Annotated in this window: 14 protein-coding genes and 1 other RNA gene; 3 read left to right on the top strand and 12 right to left on the bottom strand. The window is 55.6% G+C overall.

Translation table 11 applies throughout. The annotated features are described in order from the left end of the window. Nucleotides 1-163: 163 nt before the first annotated feature. The 4 genes from ACWNMW_RS08205 to gatC all read right to left on the bottom strand — a co-directional run bounded on the left by ACWNMW_RS08205 (nucleotide 164) and on the right by gatC (nucleotide 5,114). Entirely contained in the window at nucleotides 164-1,591 is a 1,428-nt protein-coding gene (locus ACWNMW_RS08205) for a malic enzyme-like NAD(P)-binding protein (protein WP_448751526.1), read from the bottom strand. A 225-nt stretch (nucleotides 1,592-1,816) separates the two neighbouring features. Continuing rightward, nucleotides 1,817-3,313, bottom strand: a complete 1,497-nt coding sequence (gene gatB / locus ACWNMW_RS08200) for an Asp-tRNA(Asn)/Glu-tRNA(Gln) amidotransferase subunit GatB (protein WP_449490608.1) — start codon at nucleotides 3,311-3,313, stop codon at nucleotides 1,817-1,819. Beyond that, nucleotides 3,313-4,818: an Asp-tRNA(Asn)/Glu-tRNA(Gln) amidotransferase subunit GatA gene (gene gatA, locus ACWNMW_RS08195; protein ID WP_295893140.1), complete on the bottom strand. Its 1,506-nt coding sequence runs from the start codon at nucleotides 4,816-4,818 to the stop codon at nucleotides 3,313-3,315. The genes gatB and gatA overlap by 1 nt, the downstream gene beginning before the upstream one ends. Then, the gene (gene gatC / locus ACWNMW_RS08190; RefSeq protein ID WP_034501718.1) at nucleotides 4,818-5,114 is read right to left on the bottom strand and encodes an Asp-tRNA(Asn)/Glu-tRNA(Gln) amidotransferase subunit GatC; all 297 of its coding nucleotides are present in this window, start codon (nucleotides 5,112-5,114) and stop codon (nucleotides 4,818-4,820) included. The genes gatA and gatC overlap by 1 nt, the downstream gene beginning before the upstream one ends. 76 nt (nucleotides 5,115-5,190) lie before the next feature. Between gatC and ACWNMW_RS08185 the strand changes: the two genes are divergently transcribed. After that, a complete protein-coding gene (locus ACWNMW_RS08185) occupies nucleotides 5,191-6,453 on the top strand; it encodes a phospholipase D-like domain-containing protein (protein WP_449490607.1) in 1,263 nt (420 codons plus the stop codon). 19 nt (nucleotides 6,454-6,472) lie between these two features. Here the strand turns inward: ACWNMW_RS08185 and ligA are convergent, their stop codons facing one another. Beyond that, nucleotides 6,473-8,764, bottom strand: coding sequence for an NAD-dependent DNA ligase LigA (gene ligA, locus ACWNMW_RS08180; protein ID WP_449490606.1), 2,292 nt, complete (start codon nucleotides 8,762-8,764; stop codon nucleotides 6,473-6,475). Nucleotides 8,765-9,263: 499 nt separating this feature from the next. On the opposite strand from ligA, the gene ACWNMW_RS08175 reads away from it, so the two are divergent. Further along, complete coding sequence (locus ACWNMW_RS08175) at nucleotides 9,264-12,152, top strand: FtsK/SpoIIIE domain-containing protein (RefSeq protein ID WP_449490605.1); 2,889 nt, start codon at nucleotides 9,264-9,266, stop codon at nucleotides 12,150-12,152. A gap of 145 nt (nucleotides 12,153-12,297) precedes the next feature. Continuing rightward, entirely contained in the window at nucleotides 12,298-12,546 is a 249-nt protein-coding gene (locus ACWNMW_RS08170; protein ID WP_034501725.1) for a WhiB family transcriptional regulator, read from the top strand. Between the two features lie 99 nt (nucleotides 12,547-12,645). On the opposite strand, the gene ACWNMW_RS08165 is transcribed toward ACWNMW_RS08170, so the two are convergent. The 7 genes from ACWNMW_RS08165 to ACWNMW_RS08135 all read right to left on the bottom strand — a co-directional run bounded on the left by ACWNMW_RS08165 (nucleotide 12,646) and on the right by ACWNMW_RS08135 (nucleotide 25,115). After that, nucleotides 12,646-14,916, bottom strand: a complete 2,271-nt coding sequence (locus ACWNMW_RS08165; RefSeq protein WP_449490604.1) for a VaFE repeat-containing surface-anchored protein — start codon at nucleotides 14,914-14,916, stop codon at nucleotides 12,646-12,648. 265 nt (nucleotides 14,917-15,181) lie between these two features. Next, nucleotides 15,182-17,323 (bottom strand): pectate lyase, encoded by a 2,142-nt coding sequence (locus ACWNMW_RS08160; protein ID WP_449490603.1) that lies wholly within the window; start codon nucleotides 17,321-17,323, stop codon nucleotides 15,182-15,184. 528 nt (nucleotides 17,324-17,851) lie between these two features. Continuing rightward, nucleotides 17,852-18,226: a transfer-messenger RNA gene (gene ssrA, locus ACWNMW_RS08155) on the bottom strand. Between the two features lie 175 nt (nucleotides 18,227-18,401). Next, entirely contained in the window at nucleotides 18,402-20,606 is a 2,205-nt protein-coding gene (locus ACWNMW_RS08150; RefSeq protein ID WP_449490602.1) for a YhgE/Pip family protein, read from the bottom strand. Continuing rightward, the gene (locus ACWNMW_RS08145; protein ID WP_449490601.1) at nucleotides 20,603-23,197 is read right to left on the bottom strand and encodes a YhgE/Pip family protein; all 2,595 of its coding nucleotides are present in this window, start codon (nucleotides 23,195-23,197) and stop codon (nucleotides 20,603-20,605) included. Before ACWNMW_RS08145 ends, ACWNMW_RS08150 begins: the two co-directional genes overlap by 4 nt. A 78-nt stretch (nucleotides 23,198-23,275) precedes the next feature. After that, nucleotides 23,276-23,803 (bottom strand): SsrA-binding protein SmpB, encoded by a 528-nt coding sequence (gene smpB, locus ACWNMW_RS08140; protein ID WP_034501737.1) that lies wholly within the window; start codon nucleotides 23,801-23,803, stop codon nucleotides 23,276-23,278. Nucleotides 23,804-23,843: 40 nt separating this feature from the next. Continuing rightward, on the bottom strand, nucleotides 23,844-25,115 hold the full coding sequence (locus ACWNMW_RS08135; RefSeq protein ID WP_449490600.1) for a peptidoglycan DD-metalloendopeptidase family protein: 1,272 nt from the start codon (nucleotides 25,113-25,115) through the stop codon (nucleotides 23,844-23,846).

The raw sequence follows: 25,115 nt of genomic DNA, 5'->3' as shown, positions 1-25,115 counted from the left end.
CCACACAAAGCGGTAAAGTTGGCGCGGCCTCGTCAATCTGAATGAAGAAGAGAAGCGATTTTTCGTTGGAATAGCGCCAAATTATTCGCGTTCATCAACTAAAGCGGGACCTGCCTCACAAGGAAGCAGGTCCCGCAAAAGAACTACGCTAAGCGCGCTCGAATCAGTGAAGATCCATGTCTTCTTGAACCGGGATATCAATCGTGGGCAGATCATGAACCGCGTGACGAACAGCCTTCGACACGGCACCGGGAACTGCCTCGTTAAAGACACCAGGAATGATGTAGTTCGGAGAGAGCTCTTCTTCAGAGATCACATCGGCAATTGCGTTTGCAGCAACGCGCAGTACCTCGGTCGTAATTTCCTTGACCTTCGCATCCAGCAAACCGCGGAACAGACCCGGGAAGGCCAGAACGTTGTTGATCTGGTTCGGATAGTCGCTACGACCGGTTGCCACGATTGCTGCATACTCTGCGGCAGCAATGGGGTCGACCTCGGGAGTCGGGTTCGCGAGGGCAAAAACAATTGCACCGGGAGCCATCTTTGCAATGTCCGAAGGCTCCAAAATGTTGCCGTGGGAGACGCCGATGAAGACGTCAGCATCGGCAATACCTTCCTTGAGGGAGCCGTGAACCATGCGCGGGTTGGTGTTTTGAGCCAGCCATGCACGCGAGGGGTGCATACCCTCAATGTCGTCCCCAGCCAGCGCACCCGTACGGCCGTAGCCAACGATGTCGCGCGCACCCTGTGCCAGCAGCAGCTTGATGATTGCTGAACCCGCGGCGCCCACACCGGAAACAACGATGCGAACATCCTCAATCTTCTTGTTCACCAGCTTGAGGGCATTGATCAGCGCGGCCAAAACGACGATTGCGGTACCGTGCTGGTCATCGTGGAAGACGGGAATATCAAGTTCGGCACGAAGTCGCTCTTCAATTTCGAAGCAGCGAGGTGCGGAGATGTCTTCAAGGTTAATGCCGCCGTATGCGGGGGCAATCGCCTTCACGATAGAGATGATCTCTTCAGTGTCCTTCGTGTCCAGGACAACCGGCCACGCATCAACGTCACCGAACTGCTTGAAGAGAACAGCCTTACCTTCCATAACTGGAAGAGCAGCCTCGGGGCCAATATCGCCCAGGCCCAGAACAGCAGTGCCATCAGAAACGACAGCAACCGAGTTTGCCTTCATGGTCAGCAGGTGAGCCTTTTCGGGCATGTCGTGGATCGCGGTGCACACGCGAGCAACACCGGGAGTGTATGCGCGGGAGAGATCATCGCGGTTACGAAGCGGAACCTTAGGATGCACTTCGATCTTGCCACCGACGTGAGCCATAAAGGTCTGGTCTGCAACAGAGGAGGTATGCACGCCTTCAAGACCATCCAGAATCTGGCGTACCTCACGACGATGGTCAGAATCACGCATGTCGCAGGTGAGGTCAATGACGATGTGTCCACGATCAGACTCGGCGACGTCAAGGCCCTTGATCTGTGCGCCAGTAGAAGATACAGCATCCACGATCTGCGCGATCGAGAGAGTGGACTCATCGATGTCAAGGCGGTAGGACGCGGTGTATGACGGAGAAGTACGCATTGGTCACCTTTGCATTTCCGAATTTTACGGGGCGAGCCCACCGGGCTCTGACCTCATCGTAGCCGCGTAACTGCAGGGGTGCAGTGTTGTCCCACATTACGCAAAATTGACGCTGCAACAAGGCATTTGACGCACAGGAATACTCCACCACTCCCCCAGCGTCCTCACATATGGAAAGGGCCCGGTCCTTCAGGACCGGGCCACGGGCGTGAACTCAAAATGAGCTCAGGCGCCGACCATTTCCATAATGAGTTCGCGAACGCGTGCGGCATCGGCCTGACCGCGAGTTGCCTTCATGACGGCGCCGACCAACGCACCGGCGGCTTGTACCTTGCCGCCCTTGATCTTCTCGACGACATCAGGGTTTGCATCCAGAGCTTCCTGGACTGCCGCGGTAAGCGCGCCTTCGTCGGAGACGACCTCGAGGCCACGCGCAGCGACAACCTGCTCGGGATCGCCTTCGCCGGCAAGAACGCCTTCGAGGACTTGGCGAGCCAGCTTATCCGTCAGGCGACCACCATCAACCAGGGATTGAAGCTGGGCGATCTGAGCGGGAGTAACAGGCAATTCCTCCAGAGGAAGCTGGTTGTCCTTGGCGTAGCGGGCCAATTCACCCATCCACCACTTTCGGGCAGCGTTAGGATCAGCTCCCGCCACAACCGTCGCCTCGATGAGCTCAAGTGCACCGGCGTTGATCACATCGCGCATTTCCTTATCGGCGAAGCCCCACTGCTCACGCAAGCGGCGCCTCTTCGCAACAGGCAGCTCGGGAAGGCTTGCACGCAGGGACTCCACCCATTCCTCAGAGGGAACGACTGGAACAAGGTCCGGCTCGGGGAAGTAACGGTAATCTTCTGCATCGGACTTTTCACGACCTGAAGAAGTAGAACCGTCTTCTTCGTGGAAGTGACGGGTTTCCTGCAGGATGCTTCCACCTTCGCTCAGGATCTGAGCCTGACGCTGGATCTCATAGCGAACCGCGTTTGCAATTCCCCTAAAGGAGTTGACGTTCTTCGTTTCGGTTCGGGTTCCCAAAGGAGAGCTCGGAGTGGGGCGCAGTGAAACGTTGATGTCTGCTCGCACGTTTCCACGCTCCATACGCGCCTCGGAAACGCCGAGAGTACGGAAGATATCACGCAGAGCCTGGACGTAAGCAGCAGCTACCTCGGGGGCTCGCTCGCCTGCACCCTCGATGGGGCGCGTTACGATCTCAACCAAGGGAACGCCCGCACGGTTGTAGTCAACCAGCGAGTGGTCTGCACCCTGAATTCGCCCGTCAGCGCCACCGATGTGGGTGTTCTTGCCGGCGTCTTCTTCCATGTGTGCGCGCTCAATCTGAACGCGGAACATGGTTCCATCTTCCAGCTCGACGTCAACATAACCGTCATAGGCAATGGGCTCATCGGACTGTGAGGTCTGGAAAGCCTTCGTGAGGTCCGGGTAGAAGTAGTTCTTACGCGCAAAGCGGCAGCTCTTCGCGATCGAACAGTTCAGTGCCAGACCAATCTTGATGGCATACTCCACTGCCTTGTGATTAACCACGGGCAAGGAGCCGGGCAGTCCCAAGGACACAGGCGTCACGTAGGTGTTCGGGTCCCCGCCAAAGGCGTTGGGAGCAGCATCGAACATCTTTGTGGCGGTACCCAATTCGACGTGTACTTCGATTCCGAGGACCGGATCGAAGGAAGCTGTTGCTTCCTGGTAGTCCATCAGTTCACTCATCACTTTTCCTCCCACTGCGCTGCCGGGCAGTTGCCCGCAATATCGCCGCTGAGCTGCTCGACCAAGCTTGCGACCTCGTACATCTTCAGGTCGTGGTGAGCCGGGGCGAGAATCTGGAATCCGACGGGAAGCCCCTCAGAGCTCACCGCATTGGGAACGTTCATTGCGGGGATTCCTGCAAGGTTCGCTGGAATCGTCGCAATGTCGTTGAGGTACATCGCCATGGGATCATCCATCTTTTCCCCGAAACGGAAGGCCGTCGTGGGGCAGGTGGGAGATACCAGGACATCGACCTCGTCGAAGACGCGAGCAAAGTCGCGCTGGATGAGGGTTCGAACCTTCTGCGCATTTCCGTAGTAGGCATCAAAGAAGCCTGCGGACAAAACGTGAGTACCCAAAATAATGCGGCGCTTCACTTCGTCACCGAAACCGGCCTCACGGGTCGCAGCCATCACGCGCTCAGCAGTGACGGGGCCCTCGCTGGGCTCGACGCGGATGCCGTAGCGCATTCCGTCAAAACGCGCGAGGTTCGAGGAAACCTCAGCAGGCATGATCAAGTAGTACGCGGCAAGCGCATATTCAAAACTCGGGCAGGAAACCTCGACAATTTCAGCACCTGCATCACGCAGCTTCTCAACAGTTGCGTTGAACGCTGCGCTCACGTCTTCCTGGTATCCCTCGCCGGAGAGCTCACGGACGACGCCAACGCGAAGTCCCTCGATCTTTCCAGCGCGAGCAACGGACTCCACTCCCGCGCTCAGTGCGGGGACTGGCTCGTTGAGCGAGGTGGAATCGTGGGGATCGAAGCCACCGATGACCTCGGTCAGTGCGGCCGCGTCGGCCACAGTGCGGGTCACGGGACCAATCTGGTCCAGCGACGAGGCCATGGCAATCAATCCGTAACGTGACACTGCGCCGTAAGTGGGCTTGGCGCCAACGGTTCCCGTGACCGCTCCGGGCTGGCGAATAGAACCACCAGTGTCAGACCCCAGGGCGAGAGGCACCATGTAAGCACCAACTGCTGCCGCAGAACCGCCGCCCGAGCCACCCGGGATGCGATCCAAATCCCAGGGGTTACCGGTGCGACCGAAAGCGGAGTGCTCGGTCGAGGAGCCCATCGCGAACTCATCCATGTTCGTCTTACCGACAATGGGCATTCCGGCCTGGTGCAGACGCTCCACAACGGTTGCGTCGTAGGGAGGCAACCAGCCTTCAAGGATCTTCGACGCGCAGGTCGTCGGCAGGCCTCGGGTCACCATATTGTCCTTCACGGCGATCGGAACGCCGGCCAGGCGCGGAAGATCTTCACCTGCAGCGCGACGAGCATCGACCTCGGCTGCAGTTGCAAGTGCACCTTCACGATCGACGTAGAGGAAAGCGTGGACCTTGGAATCGATCGCATCAATACGGTCGAGGCATGCCTGAGTGAGTTCAACCGAGGTGATCTCTCCGCTTCGCAGCAGCTCAGCGAGCTCGCATGCTGATTTCTTCAGCAAAGGATTCATCAGTCCTCCTCCAAAATCTGCGGAACCAAGAACATTCCGTCCTGCTGTGCGGGGGCCTGTGCCAGGACCTCATCACGGTCCAACGTCGGACCAACTTCATCTTCACGCCACACGTTCGACAACGGAATGGGGTGGGAGGTCGCAGGCACGTCCGGGGTAGCGACCTCGGAAACCTTTGCAACGGCCTCGGTAATAACATCAAGTTCACCAGCGATTCTGGTGATTTCTTCGGGTGTAAGTGCGATTCGAGCCAAGCCCGCAACGCGGGCGACCTCGTCAGTACTGATCCTTGCCATAAAAAGGATGATACCCGTATGGGCCGCGCCTCTCATACTGTGCCCAGCTCGGCGTAGTTTTGAGTACCCTTAAACTATGTCTCATCGCCGTCCGTCTCTTTCAACGCAAACCATCAGGGCACTCAAGATCGCTGGATTAACTGTGCTCGGTGCCCAGGCGGCGGCGCTTGTCGGGGTTCATATCGTCGATAAGCTCCGCAAAGAACGAGTCCCTCACGTCGCAGGTGGCTTCCCTACTTTCCCTCCTCTTGACACTCAGGTCGAGGGAACTGAAGTTCGTACGTACACGGAGGGAACATCCCTGTATGAGGACATGCTCGAGGCGATTACCTCGGCGAAAGACTACATTTTCTTTGAGTCCTATATCTGGCGTGCGGATGCGTGGGGAAAGCGCTTCAAATCAGCGTTGCTCAGCGCTGCGAAACGCGGAGTTGACATCCATATCGTTTACGACGGTTTCGCCGTCCTCAATCAAGATCCCTTCTTCTACGTTTTCCCCAAGACACCGCATCTATACATTCGTCGTTTCCCCGAAATTCGTTCGGGAATGTTCACGATGAATCTGCGTAAAACCGGACGCGATCACCGAAAGATCCTCGTCGTTGACGACAAGGTCGCTTTCGTCGGCGGTTACAACATTGGCGATCCCTTCGCATTGGAGTGGCGTGACACCCACGTGCGTGTCACGGGAGACGCGGTATCAGAGCTTAAGTACGGCTTCATTGATTTTTGGAACCACTTCAAGCGTCACGGCCAGCCATCGATTGCTCGCACCCGGGCTCCACGTTGGGATTCTGAGGTCTCCCTCGCTTTCAATCAGCCTTCTCGTCTGCTTTACCCCGTTCGCGGCCTCTACATTGATGCAATCGATCGTGCGCGCTCGTCAATCCGTATTACCAGTGCCTATTTCATCCCCGATCGTGAGATTTTCGAGGCCTTGGTTCACGCGGCACGCCGCGGGGTTCGCGTTCAGATTCTGATTCCCGAGTACTCCAACCACATTCTTGCCGACTGGGTTGCGCGCCCCTACCACGGCCCGCTCCTTAAAGAAGGCGTTGAAATCTGGCTCTACGAAGACGCCATGATCCATTCGAAGACCATGACGATTGACGGAGCATGGTCAACCGTTGGAACGGCAAATATTGACCGCCTGTCTCTCCAAGGAAACTACGAGGTCAATGTCCAATTCCGCTCGGACAAATTCGCGCAGACCATGGACAAAATCTTCGAACTCGATCTGACGAATGCGCGCCGTCTCTCTTTTGAGGAATGGGAGGAACGCTCATTGCTCACCAAAGTTCTGGAGCGTCTCCTGCATCCTTTCGAATTCCTCGTCTGAGAGTGTGTCCCCGCGGCGCCTAGTCGTCGAGAGCGGCAAGACCGTCGCGCAGAACCCGTTCGAAATAGCTTTCATCCACCACTGGAACACCCAGGGACTCAGCTTTGGCGACCTTGGAACCCGATCCGGGTCCTGCAATCACCAGTGATGTCTTTTTGGATACCGATCCCGAGGCCTTACCTCCGCGGGCGATAATTGCTTCCTTTGCGCCTTCTCGCGTATATCCAGGCATTGATCCTGAAACGACAATGATGAGTCCCTCGAGAACCTGCTCAACATCGTCGCGTTTTTCGTCTTCCATGCGCACGCCCGCCTGCGCCCATGCGCGGACAATATCTTGATGCCAAGGAACGGCCAGCCAATCAACGAGAGACTGAGCGATCACGGCGCCAACACCCTCAACTTCGGCTAGTTCTTCAACCGAGGCCTTGGAGAGCAACTCCATTGAGGGGAAGGTGGCAGCAAGTGCCGCAGCAGCTGTGGGGCCAACGTGACGAATTGACAGAGCGACCAGGATTCGTGCCAAGGGACGCTGTTTTGCCTGCTCGATTTGATCGAGCATCATCATCGTGTTCTTTGAAGGAACAGATGCTTTTCGTCCCACCGCTTTAGTCCAGAAATAGCGGACTTGCATCCAATCTCCCGTCGCTTCTCCCTCCGCAGTGACGGGTTTCCAGACCATAACGTCACGAAGTTGCTCTGCGTCAAGATTGAAGACCTGGCTCTCAGAAGAAAGAACCGGGGTTTGAGGGGCGGGAAGAAGGGCCTCTGCATCGGCAATGAGCTCTGCATGAGTGAGGTGCTCTACTCCTGCAAGCCGCAATTGTGTTCCGTCTTCAAGGAGCACCACGTCACCACCCGCGAGCGCGGCAGCCACCTCGTCGCGGTTGTTTTCCGGCTGGGTAAGGGCAAGCGCGGCCTCGTCCCCCAAGCCCTCAATATCCAAAGCCGAACGCGCACCCAAGTGCGCAATCCTCTCGGTAATCTGCGCTGGGCAGCCCGCTTGGTTGGGACACCTCAAGTCCACATCGCCTTCTTTTTGCGGAGCGAGCCGAGTCCCACACGAGGGACACACTTCAGGCATCACGAAGGGATACTCACTCCCATCACGCGCGGCAACCACCGGAGCGACGATCTCAGGGATAACATCGCCGGCTTTGCGCAAGACGACAAGGTCACCAATGAGAACGCCCTTGCGTTCGACTTCGCTTGCATTGTGCAAGGTTGCCCGAGAAACGTGTGAACCGGCGACAAGAATCCGCTCCATGACGCCGTAAGGGGTGACGCGTCCGGTGCGTCCGACTTGGACTCGGATATCAAGGAGGCGCGTGTTGACTTCTTCAGGAGGGAATTTATAGGCAGCCGCCCACCGAGGAGTACGCGAGGTCGTCCCCAGGGAGGCCTGAATAGCGCGATCATTAATTTTGACAACAACGCCATCAATTTCGTGTTCAAGAGAGTGACGTTGCGCTCCCAGCTCAGCGATTCGCTGCTCGATCGCGGCGCGTCCGCGCAGAAGTTTGGTGTAAGGGGAAACAGGCATTCCCCATTCCTTCAGGCGGGAGAACCATCCGAAAAGTGTGTCAGGCGCTTCGAAAGACGTATTTCCGACCTCGACAGCTCCGATTCCGTGAGCGAGCATTGCAAGGGGGCGTTCGGCCGTCTTTCGTGGGTCTTTTTGACGCAAGGAACCAGCAGCAGCGTTACGGGCGTTGACGAAGGGCGGCTCGCCGGCGCGCACGCGCTCCTCATTGAAGGCTTCAAAATCCTTTGTCGGGAAATAGACCTCTCCACGAATTTCAACGCGCGCAGGAACGAGGCCGCTGAGGCGGTGCGGGATCGAAGAAATCGTCAGGACGTTCGCGGTCACGTCCTCGCCAACCCATCCGTCTCCACGAGTCGCGGCACGCACGAGCACGCCATTTTCATAGAGCAAGTTCACTGCTAGGCCATCGATCTTGACCTCGGTGAGCATGTCCAAGTCATCTCTGCCCGTATCATTCGCCATGCGCAATTCCCACGCAGCAAGTTCTTCAAGGGAGAAGACATCATCCAGACTTGTCATCTGCTGGAGGTGGCGCACGGGGGCAAAAGCATCGGAGGCAGCTCCCCCCACGCGCGTTGTCGGAGAGTCGGAGCTGCGATACTGCGGATATTTCGCTTCGAATTCTTCAAGCTGGCGGTAGAGCTGGTCATAGTCCGCATCCGAGAGCACCGGCGCATCGCGATCGTAATATGCGGCTCGAGCATCTTCGACGGCTGCAATGAGTTGACGGTAGTGATCTAAGACCTGGCGTTCCTCTTCGCTCATAGACGCCATTGTGTCATTTCCCCGTTTCAAATGCGCGCGCCCACTTTCCACAGGTCGGACATAGTATCGGCGTTTTCCACAGAAGAAGGGCAATTGGTGACAGCAGGCGGTTCCCCTGAGATGCTGCGATGAGAAGCACAAGGCCTTGAAAGAGAGCGGAGCGAGAGTGTCTGGTTCACAGTGTGATTCTGATCAGCTTGGGTCTCTTCCAGAAGCTGCGCTGCGCGCACCGTGGCATCTTGCCTGCATTCGAGGCCCCCACCAAGGCATCATTGCCCTGCCAGGAAGTACGCCACCACAATTCCCAGCCGAGTGCGAGGCACTCAGCGATTCCTCTCGCGACCAACGGATACGGCTCATACCTCGCGATGAATCGAGCCAGATTTCAGTGAAAGCACGGCGATTAGGGATTTGGAAGCGCGTTTCCCCCAGCTGCACCTATCGCGTCGGTCCTGCGTTGAAAGTCAAAGTCAGATTTTCACACTCGACTGACTTCTACGTGTATCGCGCTCGCCCGCGCATCCTTTCCTTCCCTGATGCTGATCAGCGAAGAGGCTTCGCTCTTCCCGCGGTATCTTTCATCGGGTTTCTTCCGATCGCCGTGTTCATGGGAGTGCGTATCAGCATGACGGGAGTGGGACACGGAAGCTATTTCTTCCTCGCTGCGCTTCCTCTTGCCGTTATTTTCTTTTCCTTTGGCTTTCGACGTTTTCAGCAAAGATCTCAAGGGAAACGACTCGACGCCGCAGCCGTGGCTTTACTCCTTCACGTATCCGCGGCCAGGTCTTCTCTACGATTTGCTCTTTATCCCTCTTTAGTTGGCCGCGGAAAGCCCTGGCTTCTTGAGCCTTCAGGGGCTCCCGAGGCCACTTCTTCCCAATCTTCAACAGGCAGACTAGGGCCGTTTGCAGAAGAGAATTCATCGCACCACTATTACGCGGCCCTTGGCCCGCAAGCCCAGCTCATGGCCTTTTGGTTTGCGTCGCAAATCGCAACGCAAGCAGGAGGCGCCCATCTTCACTTCAGCGGCTCTCCGACACTCATTCTTGGCACAGCGGGACCCGATTCGGTGCACATTTTTCTCCACGGCCTCGGAGATGAATGGAAACCACAGGGGAAAGCGCATGGGGCGGAAACTGAGCGCGGCACAGAAGAAATTCACCTCGCGTGGGCATACAGCTATGCGGAGCTCCCCACGTGGTGCGAGGCCGTAATACCAGCAGACAAAGCACCGGTCTCACTGGGATGGTGGCAGATGATCACGCGCGCCCGCTCTCGCGCGAGCATTCCAAACGATTGTGATTTCGAGGAGCTCTCGTGGGATGGAATCGATACGAATGACTCACTGAGGACTCCCATTGGGCAGGACTCTTCGGGAGAAGTCAGCATCGATCTGGTCAGCGAAGGACCGCACGCGCTTATTGCGGGGACGACGGGAAGCGGAAAGTCAGAAGCACTTCGCACGTGGCTTCTGGGATTGTGTGCTCGCTATTCCCCCACTCGACTGCGTCTTGTTTTGGTTGACTATAAAGGAGGCTCTGCTCTTGCCCCCTTAGTTCGCCTCCCTCACACGGAGGCGGTCCTCACTGATCTTGATCCCGGGCAGTCTGCTCGCGCTCTGCGCGGTTTAGCTTCTTGTTTGGCTCAGCGGGAGGCTGATTTTGCCAAACTCCAGGTCAAAGATCTCCAGCAGTGGTACGAGCGCCATCAACAAGGCAAAGCGCCACTTCCACCTCCGCGGATCCTGATTGTTGTCGACGAGTTTCGGGTACTTGCAGACCTCCATCCCACGACTATGGAGATATTCTCTCGCCTTGCATCCCAAGGTCGTTCTCTGGGCCTTCACCTCCTCTATGCGACCCAGCACCCCAGTGGAGCAGTCAATACGACGATGCGTGCCAACACCGAGCTGCGAATCGCTTTAAGAACCATTACCGAGGCCGAGTCGCTCGACATTATCGGTAGCGGAGCTGCAGCGCGTATTCCACGAATTCCCGGACGCGCGATCATCGGCTCTGGTCGCGAAGTGCAATTCGCGTACTGCCACGATGCTGAGGACGTAATTAAGACAATGAGAGATCGAACCTTAGCGGCTGAGTGTCAGAAGCCAATGAGCCAGAGCTCTCCCCTGTGGTGCCCTCCGCTTCCCTCGCATATTCCCTCTGCTCAGTTGAAGGAGATGAATGCCGCTCATTGCGACGAAGGTGTCGTTCTTGGGCTGCGCGATGGAATCGATACGGGGTCTCATTTCCCACTCGTATGGCAGCACGGAAACATCTTGTTCAGTGGCGTGGGAAGTTCTCGCCTCAAGCTTGGACGCATTGCGCGTTCATGCGCCTTTGCACTGAGCGATACGCTTGGATTGCCCGTATACGGAATGTCCTTAGAAGCAGGAAGTGCTGGATTACAACCGGTGGGATCGAGATGCGAGTCTTATCCCTTCCTCATCCGAAATGCTCTTGATTTAGGTGTTTTCTGCGAAGCAATCACAGAGTACTCCCCTTGCGTTTTATGGATTGAGAACATCGAAAACGTTCTTCACTCGATGGAAGAGTGTTTCGGAGTTTTACGCGCACATCAGATGTGGGGGCAATTCACGCGTGCTTGCGATGGAACTGAAGTCATTCTGGTAGCAAACGAGGGGTCAGGGACTTTTGCGCATCGCTCCCGATACGGTTCTTTCGAACACAATTGGTGCGATATTCCTTCTCGCGACATTGCTTCCAATTCTGGGCTTATCGGGCAGGCTCAACTGACAACTCAACCAGGGCAACTTTGGAACCCCGCCCAAGAGACAATGATGGCTCTGCCAGTAGAGCACCCCGGACCGAAATTGATCGTGCACCTGCGCTCGTGGGACACGATGCTGCAGCGCAGTATGGAAATTTCCAGCGCGGTTGCGATACGTAGACCTCTAAGGCCAGATTCGAGCATGATGACGCGGCGAGGACTTGACTCCCCATATATTCATAGATTCCCGAAGACACCGCTCAGTGAGAAAACGGCGCTTGCATCTCGCACAAAAATCGACGTTGACATGCATGTTTTAGGTATTGAAATTCGGTATGGATCGCACTTAAAACGATTTCTATTTTCAGAGCACAAATGCATATTAATCGGGGATGAGAATCCTATTCTCGCTAGCGTTCTAAAGACAATAAACCCGAGTTGCTCTGTTGATTACTTTGAGCAAACATTCTGGTTAAAGGCACTGAGCATGCCGTACGAACTACTCTTCTTCCCAAATCCTCCCGGCGACGCACTTCGCATCATTGCCCAAAGTTGCCAGGATTTTCCCAGTTCTTTATATGCACATTCTTGGAATTCTTATTCGGGGGTAATCATTCATCATGGCTCCACTAGGCGTTTCGTCCTGAGTTTTAAATAGAGTGATCCCTTACACATCAATTCTGCAATTTAATCGTCTCGTAACTCTTGATATACAAGTTTGAATCCTCGAAACTAAAGACTGTTGTTTTTGTTCGGCGCGGGCATTCAATGCCCGCGCTCACGCTCTTAAAGGAGTACCCATAATGGATTGGCGGAGTAAAGCCGCGTGCCTCAGCGTTGACCCAGAGCTCTTCTTCCCTATCGGGAATACGGGACCAGCGATCGCGCAGGCGGCCGAAGCCAAGGCAGTGTGTCGCGAGTGTGAAGTTCAAGCGATCTGCCTGCAGTGGGCCCTAGAGAACAATCAGGATTCCGGAGTGTGGGGTGGAATGAGCGAAGAAGAACGTCGCTCCCTCAAGCGCCGCGCGGCTCGCGCACGTCGCATGTCCTGATCTTTGCCTACATCAATGGGTGGTGGCGAAAACTTTAGTTTTCGCCACCACCCATTTGTTTTGCCTGTCGGGTGCTTATTGAAGAAGAATTCCCGGTTCCTAGGAGTCGCAGCGCCGCGATACTCGGTGCGCGGCCAGTCCCATTCCCGCTAAGAGGATACCCATCACCGCGAGAGAGTAACTGACTGCGCCGGTTCGCGCCATACGAGGTTTCTTCGGTTCTTCCCCCTTCACGCTTTGTTCGCGTGAATTGATATCCCGATGAAAAGCGACTCTTTCATTTCCTTGATAAAGATCCTCGAAAACAACAAGCTGTTTTCCTCGAAGCTGCTCTCCCTGCACGCGGAAAACGACCTCGCTGCACCCCTTTGTGGATTCAGCACGAAACTCCGTGCGTGCACTGACCAATCCTTGTTCATTCGACAGCGGCACTCCGGTTTCGCGATCAACGAGGGTTGCATTGAGGGCGTATTCACCCCCGGCCTCGACCCCTTCGTAGCACACGCTGTCAACGATGCTCACCGGACCGCTGCCCGCCACTATCTGGTCCGAATCCGCGCCATCGCGCGCATGCGTCGAGATCGCGATCGGCCGGCCTTCCTTGCGTGTGTACTGTTCATTCGGATCATCAAGGACAGAGCGATAGGCCTCTACCCTACTGTCCCCATCGAACTCAGTAGTAAACACGTAGGTCCCCACTCGCTCTGGCTCCACGCGGAAGGTGAGGTCACCGAGTGACGGGTAGTAGCCATTTCGCGCAGGAATCTCGACGCTCCCGATTTCCTCGGCTTTATCGCGGTTTTCCTCTGCGACCTCAAGTCCTTGAGGGAAGAAGAGAAGACGGTGGCGCATTGTTGGCACATCCGCCCCGAAGGGTTCTCGCCCCGCCCATCCCGGATGAGACTGCGGAAAACCGCTCACCCACAGGTCATCGATGAGATACGTTCCGCCACGGGTTTCTTTGACTTGAGCTGCAGAGTAGATCTGGACTTTCCACGGGGTGACGCTGGTTTCCGTTGATAAGGCAAGCTGGTCTGACCAGTCTGAATGGATAAACGGAGCGTACTGACCCTGATGGTCCTTTCGCACCTTCCACACCCAGGAAACAAAACCCGGCTTGTGTGCCGATTCAGGAACATCGATTGTTACGGTCTTTGTTCCTTCCCCAGTAAAAACTGCTGAAGCGTATCCGATAACCGGCGCGTCTTGCGGGATCAAACGTCCATCTACTGGCGACGATGGAGGCTCTTCTCCTAGGTCATAGGCGATTCCGTCAAAGGCAACGGGAATCGGCCCATGGTCGTCATGAAGCCACGTCCCGTCCCCATAGTTTGGGTCTGCAAAAGCGGTGATCGTGTCAGAAAGATGGTGACCGGAAATAGTCTCTTCTTCGACCTTCGAGCGGAGCATGGGTTGGAAATCCATGAGGACTTTCCACACTCCCCCTTTAAGACGCTTTTCTTCCTTGTCCCCCTCAGGCCTATTCCCGTACGAGGCCGTATCTTGCGTTGCGGCGCGAACACCGTAGCGCGTGAGGGTCGTTCGAACAGGATTGACGTATGTCCCTTCCCATTTCACGCTTCCGTTTCCTGTTGCTTCCCACTCCAAGCTCACTCCGGTCTCTTTTGTTGTTCCCTCCCATTGGGACGTTCCCGTCGATGTGAAGCGCGCAGGCCCAATGAGCATCAATTTCAGTTTGAGGCCCGGGATCCACTCCCCCTTCTCATTCTTCACGCCCAGGTCTTTGAGGAAACCATTGCGAGGTGTGCGCGACTCGACGCTTCCGTTCTCATAGGTCGTGACAGCCGCCTTTTGTGCCTGGCGCACGTAGTCTTTGGCTTTCTCATAGACCTGAGGGAGTTGCTCTCGAACTCGATCGACCAGAGTGTTGACTGAATCCTGAGTGTTCTTCCCCGCTTGGTCACCCTCAAAATTTGCGTGGATGAGGAAAGAAAGTACTGCACGGTTTTCTGGGTGGCGGTCTCCTTGATAGCGATCGAGGAGCCACGCCATTTGCGCGGTGGAGAGGTCAAGTTCATCTGGCCCCCAGCGTTTTGATTCTCCGAGGTCACTGATCGAGGCGGTGTCTTGCGGTTTCGGATTCGCTCGCCACATGTGGGTACACCAGACGGGGTAGCGAGTTTCAACGTTGTGAGGCGCCGTATACGCCCCCAGCCAAAATCCGCCAACTGATTGTGCTCCGACGCCTTTGACGTAGAGACCGTTGCCCTCAAATAGCGCATGTGCTGGTTGCGGGCTCATTGCCAGAGCGCTCACCGTTGCGACTCCCGCCATATAGACGAGGAGCCGCGTTACTTTTCCAAGCCCCAACCTTCTTGCAGCAGGCGTATATCCTTGCCTCCCGATCATGGTTCTTCCTTTCACAGTTTCCGGAGAATTCTTCTCCGCTTGAAGCGAGAGTAAGAGCGGGAACGAGGAGAAGAGTTTGAGGGTGCCGATTCTGTGGATAACTCGCGGCGCCTTCGAGGCTGTGGATAACTTTTGTGCTCAGGCAACAGTGAGTACTTGGAGCTAGGAAGAGCCAAGAAAGAGGGCAGGAAGAATGGGAAGGTGCCCGCGCTGCGGGGCAGCGCGGGCACCTGAGTTTTACCAATTGCGGCGGATGCCGCTGGTTTTAGCGATGCGACCAGAAACGAATGACCCTCTGAGGCTGGTGGGGATCCTGGAAGGATTGAGCCATCTCACCCTGGTAGCTGTAGTCGTCGAAGAAGCGAGTGGAAGATATGGGCAGGTACTGAGGATTATCAGCAAGGGTGACGTTGTAGACCTTCTTGTTGCCTTCCCACGAGAACTCCATACCATCGTTGATCTGGACGCCATCGGCTTTCGGGATCCAGTAACGATGGGTCTTTCCATCGACCGGATTCACCCGATCTCCGTCCCACCAGTAGAGGCTGTAGTTCGCGTCTTCAGGGATGCCGCGGTCGACCTTGCCATTGACGCGAGCGTAGTTCACAACCAGATGCTGAGGCTCGTAGCCGTCCCAGTCTCTGCGCGGGTTGTCACCAATGCTCATGCCGCGAAGCTTCTTCTCTTTGTCAGTGAAGGCGAAGTCCGAACGAATGTCCTCTGCAAAAGGTCGCACGATGATGTTGTCGTAAAGATCAACGCCAGCAATGCGGCCGAACATCTCCTGGAAGTCAATCGCGCCGCGGGAGCCGCCATAGTAGTCATCTTGAGTACCACTTCGAACTATCTTGTTGCGCTGGATGCTGGCCCTCTTGTTCAAGGTCAAGTTCCAATCGAAGTTGTGGCCACCAAACACCGTATTGAGACGGATACCTGCGCCTTCAAAATTCCCCGTGATGAGGTTGTTCTCTGCTTTTTGCCCGGATCCACCAAAGAAACCGATTCCACCTGCGCGCCACCCGAGCTCGATCGTGTTGTGCGTGAACTCAATATTGTCGGTGTGACGAGCATTCGAAACATATTGAACTGGATCATCTGGCTTGGACTCTGCATGACTCGACCAGGAGGCAAGACCATCGTCGCCGTTTCCACGAACATTGGAATTGCGAACGGCCGAATCCCGGCTGCCCTGCGAATAGTTCAGACCATCGGCAAAGTTATTGCGAATACGGGAGTGATCGACCAGCATATTTTCGGTGTACTGCATGTCTTTTTGGTTGACATAGTCACCCATCCAGAAGCCACACTCGAAGTGTTCGATCCAGAGGTTCACAAACTGTGAATTCTTGGTGACGCCTTGGAATCCCTTGTAATGCGCATTCTCATCGTGACGAGACTTCAGGTTAGAGTCCATGTAGAAATCGCGAAATACCAGGTGATGCGAGGCATGTTCAAGAAGGATTCCGCCCTCTTCAATTCCGGACTTCGTAAAATGGATATTTGAGTACCAGATACCTGCGCCTTGGATCATCAGCTGGTGGTTATCATCTGGAGAATGCCGAACCACAAGCTGGCGATCAAACTCGAAGGTTCCACGCGGAATGTACAAGGTCTTCTTCTCATCCGATGCGCGCTTAAGGGCTGCTAGGAAAGCTTCGGAGTCGTCCTTTCCGTCGTTGGCCCATGCGTGAACCGGACGAGTCTGGATTTTCCCCGGTTCCACTTCTTCCGTAACCGTCAGGTCATCATCAGTAATGCTTACCGAATTGTCGGGACGCTGAATTTCAGGAAGAGCCTGTTCAAGTTCAATAAAGTCAATGCCATAGGCATAGCCTTCACTCCCCGTTCGAATGACACTGACCGTGTCTCCCGGGTTTACTTGGCGATTGAGCAGAGCGTGGACCTCATCAAATTGGAAGCGTGCATGTATTGGCCCTTGGCCTGCCAACTTGTCTTTTTCTTCGTCAAAGACCTTGCTCTTTTGAACATACTGATACGCAGTTTCTGACGAGAGATTAAAAGTGGCGGCCTTTTCTCCGTTAACGCGAATCTCTACGCTTCCAGCCTTGTGATCAGGAAGAGTGAATCGAAGATCAATTGCATTCCCAGGAACTTCAGCAGTGAAGCTCACGGAAGAACCCTCGCCTTCAAGTTCAACATAGGACTGTTCCCCGGCTTCAATCGCCGTCGAATCGAGCATTTTGTCAACAGCCAGGCTCTCGTCGAGCGAGACGACGTGTGCGCGGTCAAGTCGGCCACGCTCGGCCTCGTAGCGCGTGTAAGGAAAAGAAGCACCATAGGTTGTGTCGACATCGGCAGCGACGGCGGTATGGGTGGTGCTCAGGGAGGGAAGGAGCGCGATTGCTGCAGCGGCGCCGACGCTTCCCACGAGGTATCTGCGTTTCATAGCGGAGGATCTTCCTTGTGAGTACGTGAGATAGGCCAGACCCACAGTGTTTTCGCTGATCGGAAGGGAGTGGCCTATTGCTCCTCAACACTAAAAACTCAAGGTGTGAACATAAATAAAAGATTCTTTAACGAAGCTATTCATCAGCTACAAGATTTCTGCGACTATTCTTGTAGCTTTCTTATACATTTTGATGCGCATCGCGAGCGGATTTATTTCGCGCATAAATGCGCATCAAAGCGCAGGATTCCAAGGCTCATAAGCCTTATAAAATATGAGCACAGTACATTTTCGGCAACACTTCCAGAGGAAATTATTACCGATATTGCGCATTGATCGAGAATTTTCTGAAAGAAGGCGCAATGGTTTTCTTTTCCCGAGGCCGTGGGGGCGTTGGTGGGGGCGTATTGGGGGTGAAAAACGCTCCCATGCGCTCTTTCTAGCCGCTCTTGCAGTCAAGCGACATTCCTACAAAAACCTTGATAACAAAGGAAAAGCCCCGGAACTTCAACGAAGTTCCGAGGCTAATTGTGGAGATGGGGGGAATCGAACCCCCGTCCAACAGCCGACCCCGAGGTCTTCTCCGAGCGCAGTCTGCGAGTTATTTCTCAGCCCCTGGCATCATGCAGACCTGCTACCAGATAGGCTCAGTTGATGAAGTGTCGGAGCCGTCCTACCAACACGAACGGCACCCAGTGGCTTCCTAGACGACGCCAGACACCGGACCGGAAGCACCTTCCGGGCTGACGGACTAAAGGTTCACGCGGCAATCAGGCGGCGAGAACGTAGTCGGTGCGATTCTGTTCGGCACCTATTTGTTTGCACACATCGTTAACGAGTAGAGCATGCCTCCTCGGCTCGCTTCCCCTCGATCGACGACCGCTGTCGAAACCGATCATCCCCTATTGAGTTCTTCACTCACCAGCGCCCAGCCACCACAGCGGCACAGACACCGGACTTGAAATCATACGTCCCCGCAGCAGACCTGGCAAGAGATCCCCTGAGGCCTCGCCCGCACTCCCCCGCACGCAGGCAGCTGCGCAGCCTTGGCCTCGGCGAAGAGAAACCCAAGGAGGCACTACATGAGCTTTGTGGATTCCAGCTTCTCAACCAAGAGTCGGTTGTTCTTGATGAGGAAGGGACGAAGACCCAACCCCAGAAGCGCGGCAAATAGGGCAAAGGCACCCAGCAACAGCATTGCGTCAAGATATTCATTACCCGAATACCCCGCGATCGAGGCACGCAGCGCCGTGATCCCATGCGTTGCCGGAAGATACGGTGAAATCGACCGGAAGAAACTCGGCAGAATATCCAGAGGGAACGCACCACCGGAAGCCGAAATCTGGAGCACCAAAAACAGCACGCCCAGTGCCTTTCCCGCATTCCCGAATGTCGCAATGAAGGTATAGAGCAGGAATGAGAATACGAAAGCCATGAACCATCCCGCACACATAAACTCCCACGGGTGAGCGTGCTGAACTTTCAGGAAGAACAGCTCACCCAGGCACAGAATCGTCGCCTGGATAAGCGCGATTAGCCCAAAAATGAGGTAGCGTCCAAGGAAACCTTCCCACAGCTTCACCTCGCGGCCCTTGAAATAGAGCGCAGTCGGATGTGTCTCTTCAAGCCCGTCGGCAACGTTCTCGGCAGTGACATCACTGCGCAGAGCAACAATCATCAGCACCGAGCCTACCCACAGTGCCAGCGCGGTGTACAAAGGCGCCATCTGCGAGCCAAAGTTCTCCACCGGATACACCGGAATCGTCTCGATCCCCACGGGTGCAGCCAGCGCAATTGCGAGCGCTTGGGGATCCGAGCCGATGATCGTTCGGACCTTGGCAAGATTCCCACCGTTGAGTGCGTCGGTGAGCTTCGTGTGGATCGTCGCCAGTTTTTCCGAGGCCTCGCGAAGGTTGGTCCCGACGTTGCTGAAGGTGGATTGAAGTTTCGTCAGTCCCTCACGCACTCCCGTTGAGCCGTCACCTACTTGAGAGCTCGCTGCGGAAAGCTGATTGCGAAGCGAAGCCATCGATGAGGTCGCAGAATTCATCGTCTGAGAAAGCTGCTCCAGCTGAGGGCGCAGCGTTGATTCGACATCAGACTTGAGGGTTCCCACGGCCGTTTTCGCCTGTTCGATGAGGCTCTTCACGTCTTGATGATTCGCGGCTGCCGCTGCCCCGTTCTTTTCCAGATCATCCGCCGCCGCATTGATCGCGCTTTGAAGTGCATTCAGGCGATCAGCAGAAGCTTGCAGACGATTCAACACGTCTTGAGAAATGGGAGAACCCGGGAGCTGTGAAAGAGTCTCTTTCACGTGAAGATACTGGGTCGCCTGGTTCCCCACGGCCTCGGCCTGAGAGCGCAAGGTTGCCACGGCCGAAGTCACGGTGTTCCCACCTTGGGAATAAACAGCATCAATCGACGAAGCCAGGGCATCCAAGGAACTAGCCGACGCACTCACCGCCGAGGAAAGAGCAGAAGCGGCCTGCGAGGCACCAGAAGAAATTTGCCTAATCGATGAGGAAGCAGTGTTTCCTGCGTTAGAGAGCGGGTCCTTCGCCTGCGCGGCATGAGTGAGCATCGTCTGCGTGGAATCCACAAGCTGAATGGACGAGCCAATAAGCCCCGCATAGGCATCAGCGCTCGCCGCCGCATTCGCGAGACGTGTCGAGGTCGTCTCCAGACGCGAATTGAGCGCCTGAATCCCGCGCACGTTACTTGGGTCCGATAGAGAGTCGGAAAGCGATGAGGCGGTATCGACAGCGATCTCGGCCAGAGTCTGAGCAAAAGCCTGGTTGATCTGCGCGGAAACATGCTCCGCTCCCTGCCCCGCGATCTTCGGGCTCAAACCGTTCTTCTTCTCGTTGATGTAGTAGGTCAGCGGGGTGCTGTGCGCATCCGAAGAGAAGAAGGTCATCATCTCGCGCGAGAAATCCTGAGGAATCACGACCGCCGCGTAGTACTCACCGGAGCGAGTCTTCTCAACTGCCTGCGCTTCACTATCAACAACCCAGTCGAAGTCCTCATTCGCACGCAGCGCGGCAACAACCTGATCACCAATATTGATCTTCAAGGGCACCAGATCCGACTTGTACCCCGCGTCGCTATTGGCAATTGCGATTCGAAGATTCTTCGTATTCGCGAAAGGATCCCACGAGGCCGCAATGTTGAACCACGCAAAAATCGACGGAAGAACAACCAGCCCCAAGACAACGACCATGGAGATGATCGAGCGATGCGCGCGATGGAGATCAGCCCGGAAAATTCGCCATACGGCTTTCACTTCTCGCTCCCTTCTTCCGTATTTTCCTCATTGCCGAGGCGGTGCTTCCCCAGTTGCACAGCGGAAGCCTTGACTCCATGGAGCCTGCGACGCAGCAAGGAGCGCACGTCAGAATCATCCATCGAGGTGAGCAACTGCTGACGAGCCAAAGACTCACGAATGTATTCCAGAGCAATGAGGAAAGTAATAATCACAAGAATCCAGACGATCCACAGCCCCAGAAGGAGGGGGACCTCCGCAACACTCGCAACAGAAAGAACTGCAAGGATCGCAGGAATCACGATTCCCAGAATCAGAGCCCCACGGCGCATCTTCGGATAACGCCGTTCGAAATTGCGCGCACGACGGGTTACCGAACGCGAATACCCATCGTGATCGGCAAGGACCGCGACAATCTGGGACAGGCGGTAGCGCGAGGAAGGAAGGTGCGTGGCCTCGGCAAGGAACAATCCTGAACGGGACAGGTCGCGACTGACCATCGCGTTGAGGTTAACCAAGAAGGGACGAACCAACAGGCCCAAAGCAAAAGCAATAAGGACATGAATCCCCAAGACTGCAAGCGATCTCAGGTAGGCGTCACCGTAGAAGCCGCCGACGGTCTCGCGCATCGCGTTAATCCCATAGGTGAAGGGGAAAAGCGGGTGGAGAAAACGGAAGAAGGAAGGCATCATCTCGATGGGATACAAGCCCGCCGCTCCGGGGATCTGAAGAATCACGATAATGACGCACAGGCCCTTACCGATATGTTGGAAACAGGTCGCCAACATGTAGATCACGGAAAGGAACACCAAAGAAACAAGGACAGCAGTACCTACAAAGGCGAGCTTGGAGACCGTTTGGACACCGATAATCAGATCGCCGATGGAAACAACCAGAGCTTGCCCGATCGCGAATAGAGCCAAGAGCATCCAACGAGACATGTACTTTTGCGCCGAGGTCATGGAACCGATGCCCTCTTCATCGACCTCAAGCTTGAGAATGATCACGAGCGCGAAGGCACCGATCCAAAGGGAAAGGTTCGTGAAGAGCGGTGCCATCGCTGAACCATATGTGGCAACCGGGAAAACAGTCTGGGTTGTAATCGATGTCGGAGCAGCCATGAATTCTGCGATTTTCTCAGGATTGAGATTCATCGAGCTCGCCAATGACTGAATCGCGTTGGAGGAGGAAATCAGCTGGATGTCCCCCTTGGCGCTGTCCAGATCAGACTTGAGAGAGGCAATATTCGCCGTAGACTGCGCGATCGTTGTCTTCGTTGAATCAAGCAGGGTATCAAGCTGGTCAAGAAGGCCCGAAATCTGCTCGCGTTGCCCTTGAAGAACGCCGATCGCGGAGCGAAGATCCGCTGAGGCAGAGGACATCTGATCCAAGGCGCTGGAAATGACCGGGAGCTGACTTGTCACGCCAGAGCGCGCCTGCGTGGCCGCATCACTCAAGGACTGGCTGGCGGAATTCAGTGAGTTGAGCGCCTGAGCGATCGACGTTGAGGTTGTGGAAAGGTTCCCATTGAGCGCCGATAGATTCGACAATGTCTGCCCGACCTGTGCATTTTGCGTGCTCAAGTCCTGTAGTGCCTGCGAGGCCGTGGGCAGATTCGCTATCCCCAGGCTTTGCAAGTCGCGAAGGATCTCAGCGTTGGCTTGGTTGATGGATTGCCCCTCGGTGAGTACTCCACCGATTGTCGTTGTTGCCCCCTGCACGCCCCCGTTGAGAGTTCCACCAGCGCTTGAGGCTTTGGATACTGCTGAGGAGGCATGCGCAGAAAGCCCGTCCACAGAAGTCGACATATTCGCGCTGAATTGCGAGATGCTGGAGCGGGTATCGGAGACAAGTTGATCTGCTTGGGACAAGGCCTCGTTGAGATCGCTTAGCGCTGAGTCGGCGCTCGTCATTGAGCTTCGCGCACCGCTGACCTTTTCCTTCGCAGAATCGAGCTTCTCCCCCATTCCGTTAAGGGATTCCTCGGCCTGTCCCAATTGCTCGCTTGCGGTCTTCACTTTCTCGCTGATGTCCGAGCGCCCGTTTTGGAGGACTTCAGAAATAGATTTGCCCGTGGAGGTGATCTTCTCTGAGAGAGTCTGCGCAACAGTTGAGACAAAAGCCGAGTTGATCTGTTGATCTAAAGAAGATGCTCCTGCTCCTGTGATTTTCGGGGCAACAGCATTGTTCTTCTCATTGACGTAGTACTGGACATCGGGCTTGGTATAGGTGCCGTCAACAACGCCTGTGAGACGCGTGGAGAAATCGGAAGGAATGATGAAAGCGGCATAGGATTCCCCACGTTCAACTTCTTTCTTTGCCTGCTCTGCTGAGACGAAATGCCATCCGAGTTGATCGTTCTCGCGTAGCTTCGACTCCAGCATTGTGCCCACGTTGACAAAACCGATCGCGTCTTTCGTCGCACCCTGATCTTCATTGGCAACTGCGACGCGGATCTTCCCTGTATTCGAATAGGGATCCCAAAAACCGACGATGTTAAACCAAGCATACAGTGCCGGCACGAAGAGGAGACCGATGATGACAATCCAAGCGGCGGGCACGGTCACCATACGCCGAATATCCCGCTTGAGTGATCGCACAACGGGCCTCATAAACGCTCCTCAAACAAAACAGGCTGTGCACCTTCCACATGGAGGGTACACAGCACTTCCTCGTGAACACGCCACCGATCAGCGACGTGCTTGTTTGACATAGCGACGCATCGCGCGCTCTGCCTCACGCTGGTCCTGTTTTTCGCGCAGGGCCTGACGTTTATCCCACTCTTGTTTACCGCGAGCAAGGGCAATCTCTACCTTTGCGCGACCACCAATGAAGTACAGCTCAAGGGGAACAATGGTGTAACCCTTGACAGAAGACTTATCGGCCAGAGTGGAAATCTCGCTGCTATGCAGTAAGAGCTTCCTCTTCCGCGTAGGAGCATGGTTCGTCCACGAACCCTGGGCATACATGGGGATATTCGCCCCATACAGCCAGGCCTCGCCGTTCTTAATCTCTACCCACGCATCAACAAGCGACGCGCGCCCCATTCGCAGGGCTTTCACTTCGGTACCCGAAAGCACCATGCCAGCCTCCCACGTATCTTCGATGAGATAGTCGTGGCGAGCCTTCTTGTTGCGCGCAATTGTCTTCTTCGCGTCCGAGGCAGCCTTACGCCTCTCGGATTCGGTAGGCTTTGGCTTTTTCCATTCCTTCGGCATAAGCACCCCCTCAGTGAGAAATTACAGGAGAACCATTGTCCTACAAGTAATCAAGAGGTTCAACATCAGCGCCATTGCGCATGACAGACAGGTGCAAGTGGCAGCCAGTGGCGTATCCGGTCGCTCCGACCCACCCCAAGACAGTGTCGCGTCCAACCTGCTGGCCCACGTGAACATTTGTTGACTGCATGTGAACATAGGCGGTCGACATCGAGGCGCCATTCATCATCCCGTGGTTCACGTAGACGACGTTTCCGCCAGCGGTCTCAACGGTTACAGCGGTGACAACGCCTTCGGCAACCGGATAAATTTCAGTACCGCAATTCGCCGCAAAGTCGGTTCCATTGTGATAGCGAGAAATCCCAAGGACGGGGTGGACTCGCCATCCGAAGGGAGAGGTCACGACCAAGGGAACGGGAAGCGGGCTAGAGAAGTTTGATGACGAGGTGTAGCGCCTATTCTGGCGGCGGTTTTCTTCGTCAATTGCAGCGAGCTTCGAGGTCGCATCCTGGTACTCGCGCTGCCACTGGCCAAGTTGTTCTTCAGCCTGAGCCTTCTGCGCATCCCACTGGGCGCGCTTTTCTTCCGAGGTCCTCTTCAGTTCGTCGAGCTCGTGAAGCTTCGTTTCCGCGGTGTTCTTTGCACTCTCTGCTTCTTCAGAGGCCCTACGTGCTTTTTCCTCAAGCGCAGAGATACGCGTGGTGACCGCGCTTTGTCGACTTTGCTGATTGCGAGTAGAAGCCTGAACGCCCTGTGCTTGACTCAAGGCACTGTCTTGGGCACGAGTAAGAGCATCGGCCGCGGCAGCGCGATCCGCAATCTCTTCGGTCCCAGATGAGGACAAAGCGATGAGCAAGGGGGAACTGGTTCCCCCCGACTGGTACATTTCACGCGCAAGCGAGCCAACCGCTTTTTCTGCAGCTTCCTGTTGCTTGCGAGCCTTTGTCATTTCTTCACTCAGGCGGTTCGCTTCCGCTTGAGCGGCATCCAATTGCGCCTGGGCGACATCATGCTCCCGTTTTGCCCCCTCATATCGCTCATTCGCCGTATCAAGTTCGGCCTGAGCGACGGGGATTTGTGCGTTCGCGGTTTCAAGATCCACATAGACCTGAGCAAGAGAGGAATCCAAGCCCTCAAGGTTGTTGCGCAGTTCTTGAACGTGTTGCGCGGACTGGCGCTGCGCCTCGGCCACGCGATCACGGTCCTCATCGGCCAAGGCCGGAGGCGCAAAGCTGATGGGGGCAAGAACGATGAGCAATGCCGCAGCACTGGTCATTCGCTTGGACAGACCGTGAAAACGTGGGAGCTTCAT

The organism is Actinomyces sp. Marseille-QA0893 (genome assembly GCF_976954355.1).
This window is presented reverse-complemented; position numbering and strand designations above follow the sequence as displayed.

Coding starts and splice junctions, on each gene's coding strand:
- ACWNMW_RS08205 (WP_448751526.1), bottom strand. CDS start 1,591: ATGCGTACTTCTCCGTCATACACCGCGTCCTACCGCCTTGACATCGAT.
- gatB (WP_449490608.1), bottom strand. CDS start 3,313: ATGAGTGAACTGATGGACTACCAGGAAGCAACAGCTTCCTTCGATCCG.
- gatA (WP_295893140.1), bottom strand. CDS start 4,818: ATGAATCCTTTGCTGAAGAAATCAGCATGCGAGCTCGCTGAGCTGCTG.
- gatC (WP_034501718.1), bottom strand. CDS start 5,114: ATGGCAAGGATCAGTACTGACGAGGTCGCCCGCGTTGCGGGCTTGGCT.
- ACWNMW_RS08185 (WP_449490607.1), top strand. CDS start 5,191: ATGTCTCATCGCCGTCCGTCTCTTTCAACGCAAACCATCAGGGCACTC.
- ligA (WP_449490606.1), bottom strand. CDS start 8,764: ATGAGCGAAGAGGAACGCCAGGTCTTAGATCACTACCGTCAACTCATT.
- ACWNMW_RS08170 (WP_034501725.1), top strand. CDS start 12,298: ATGGATTGGCGGAGTAAAGCCGCGTGCCTCAGCGTTGACCCAGAGCTC.
- ACWNMW_RS08165 (WP_449490604.1), bottom strand. CDS start 14,916: ATGATCGGGAGGCAAGGATATACGCCTGCTGCAAGAAGGTTGGGGCTT.
- ACWNMW_RS08160 (WP_449490603.1), bottom strand. CDS start 17,323: ATGAAACGCAGATACCTCGTGGGAAGCGTCGGCGCCGCTGCAGCAATC.
- ACWNMW_RS08145 (WP_449490601.1), bottom strand. CDS start 23,197: ATGAGGCCCGTTGTGCGATCACTCAAGCGGGATATTCGGCGTATGGTG.
- smpB (WP_034501737.1), bottom strand. CDS start 23,803: ATGCCGAAGGAATGGAAAAAGCCAAAGCCTACCGAATCCGAGAGGCGT.
- ACWNMW_RS08135 (WP_449490600.1), bottom strand. CDS start 25,115: ATGAAGCTCCCACGTTTTCACGGTCTGTCCAAGCGAATGACCAGTGCT.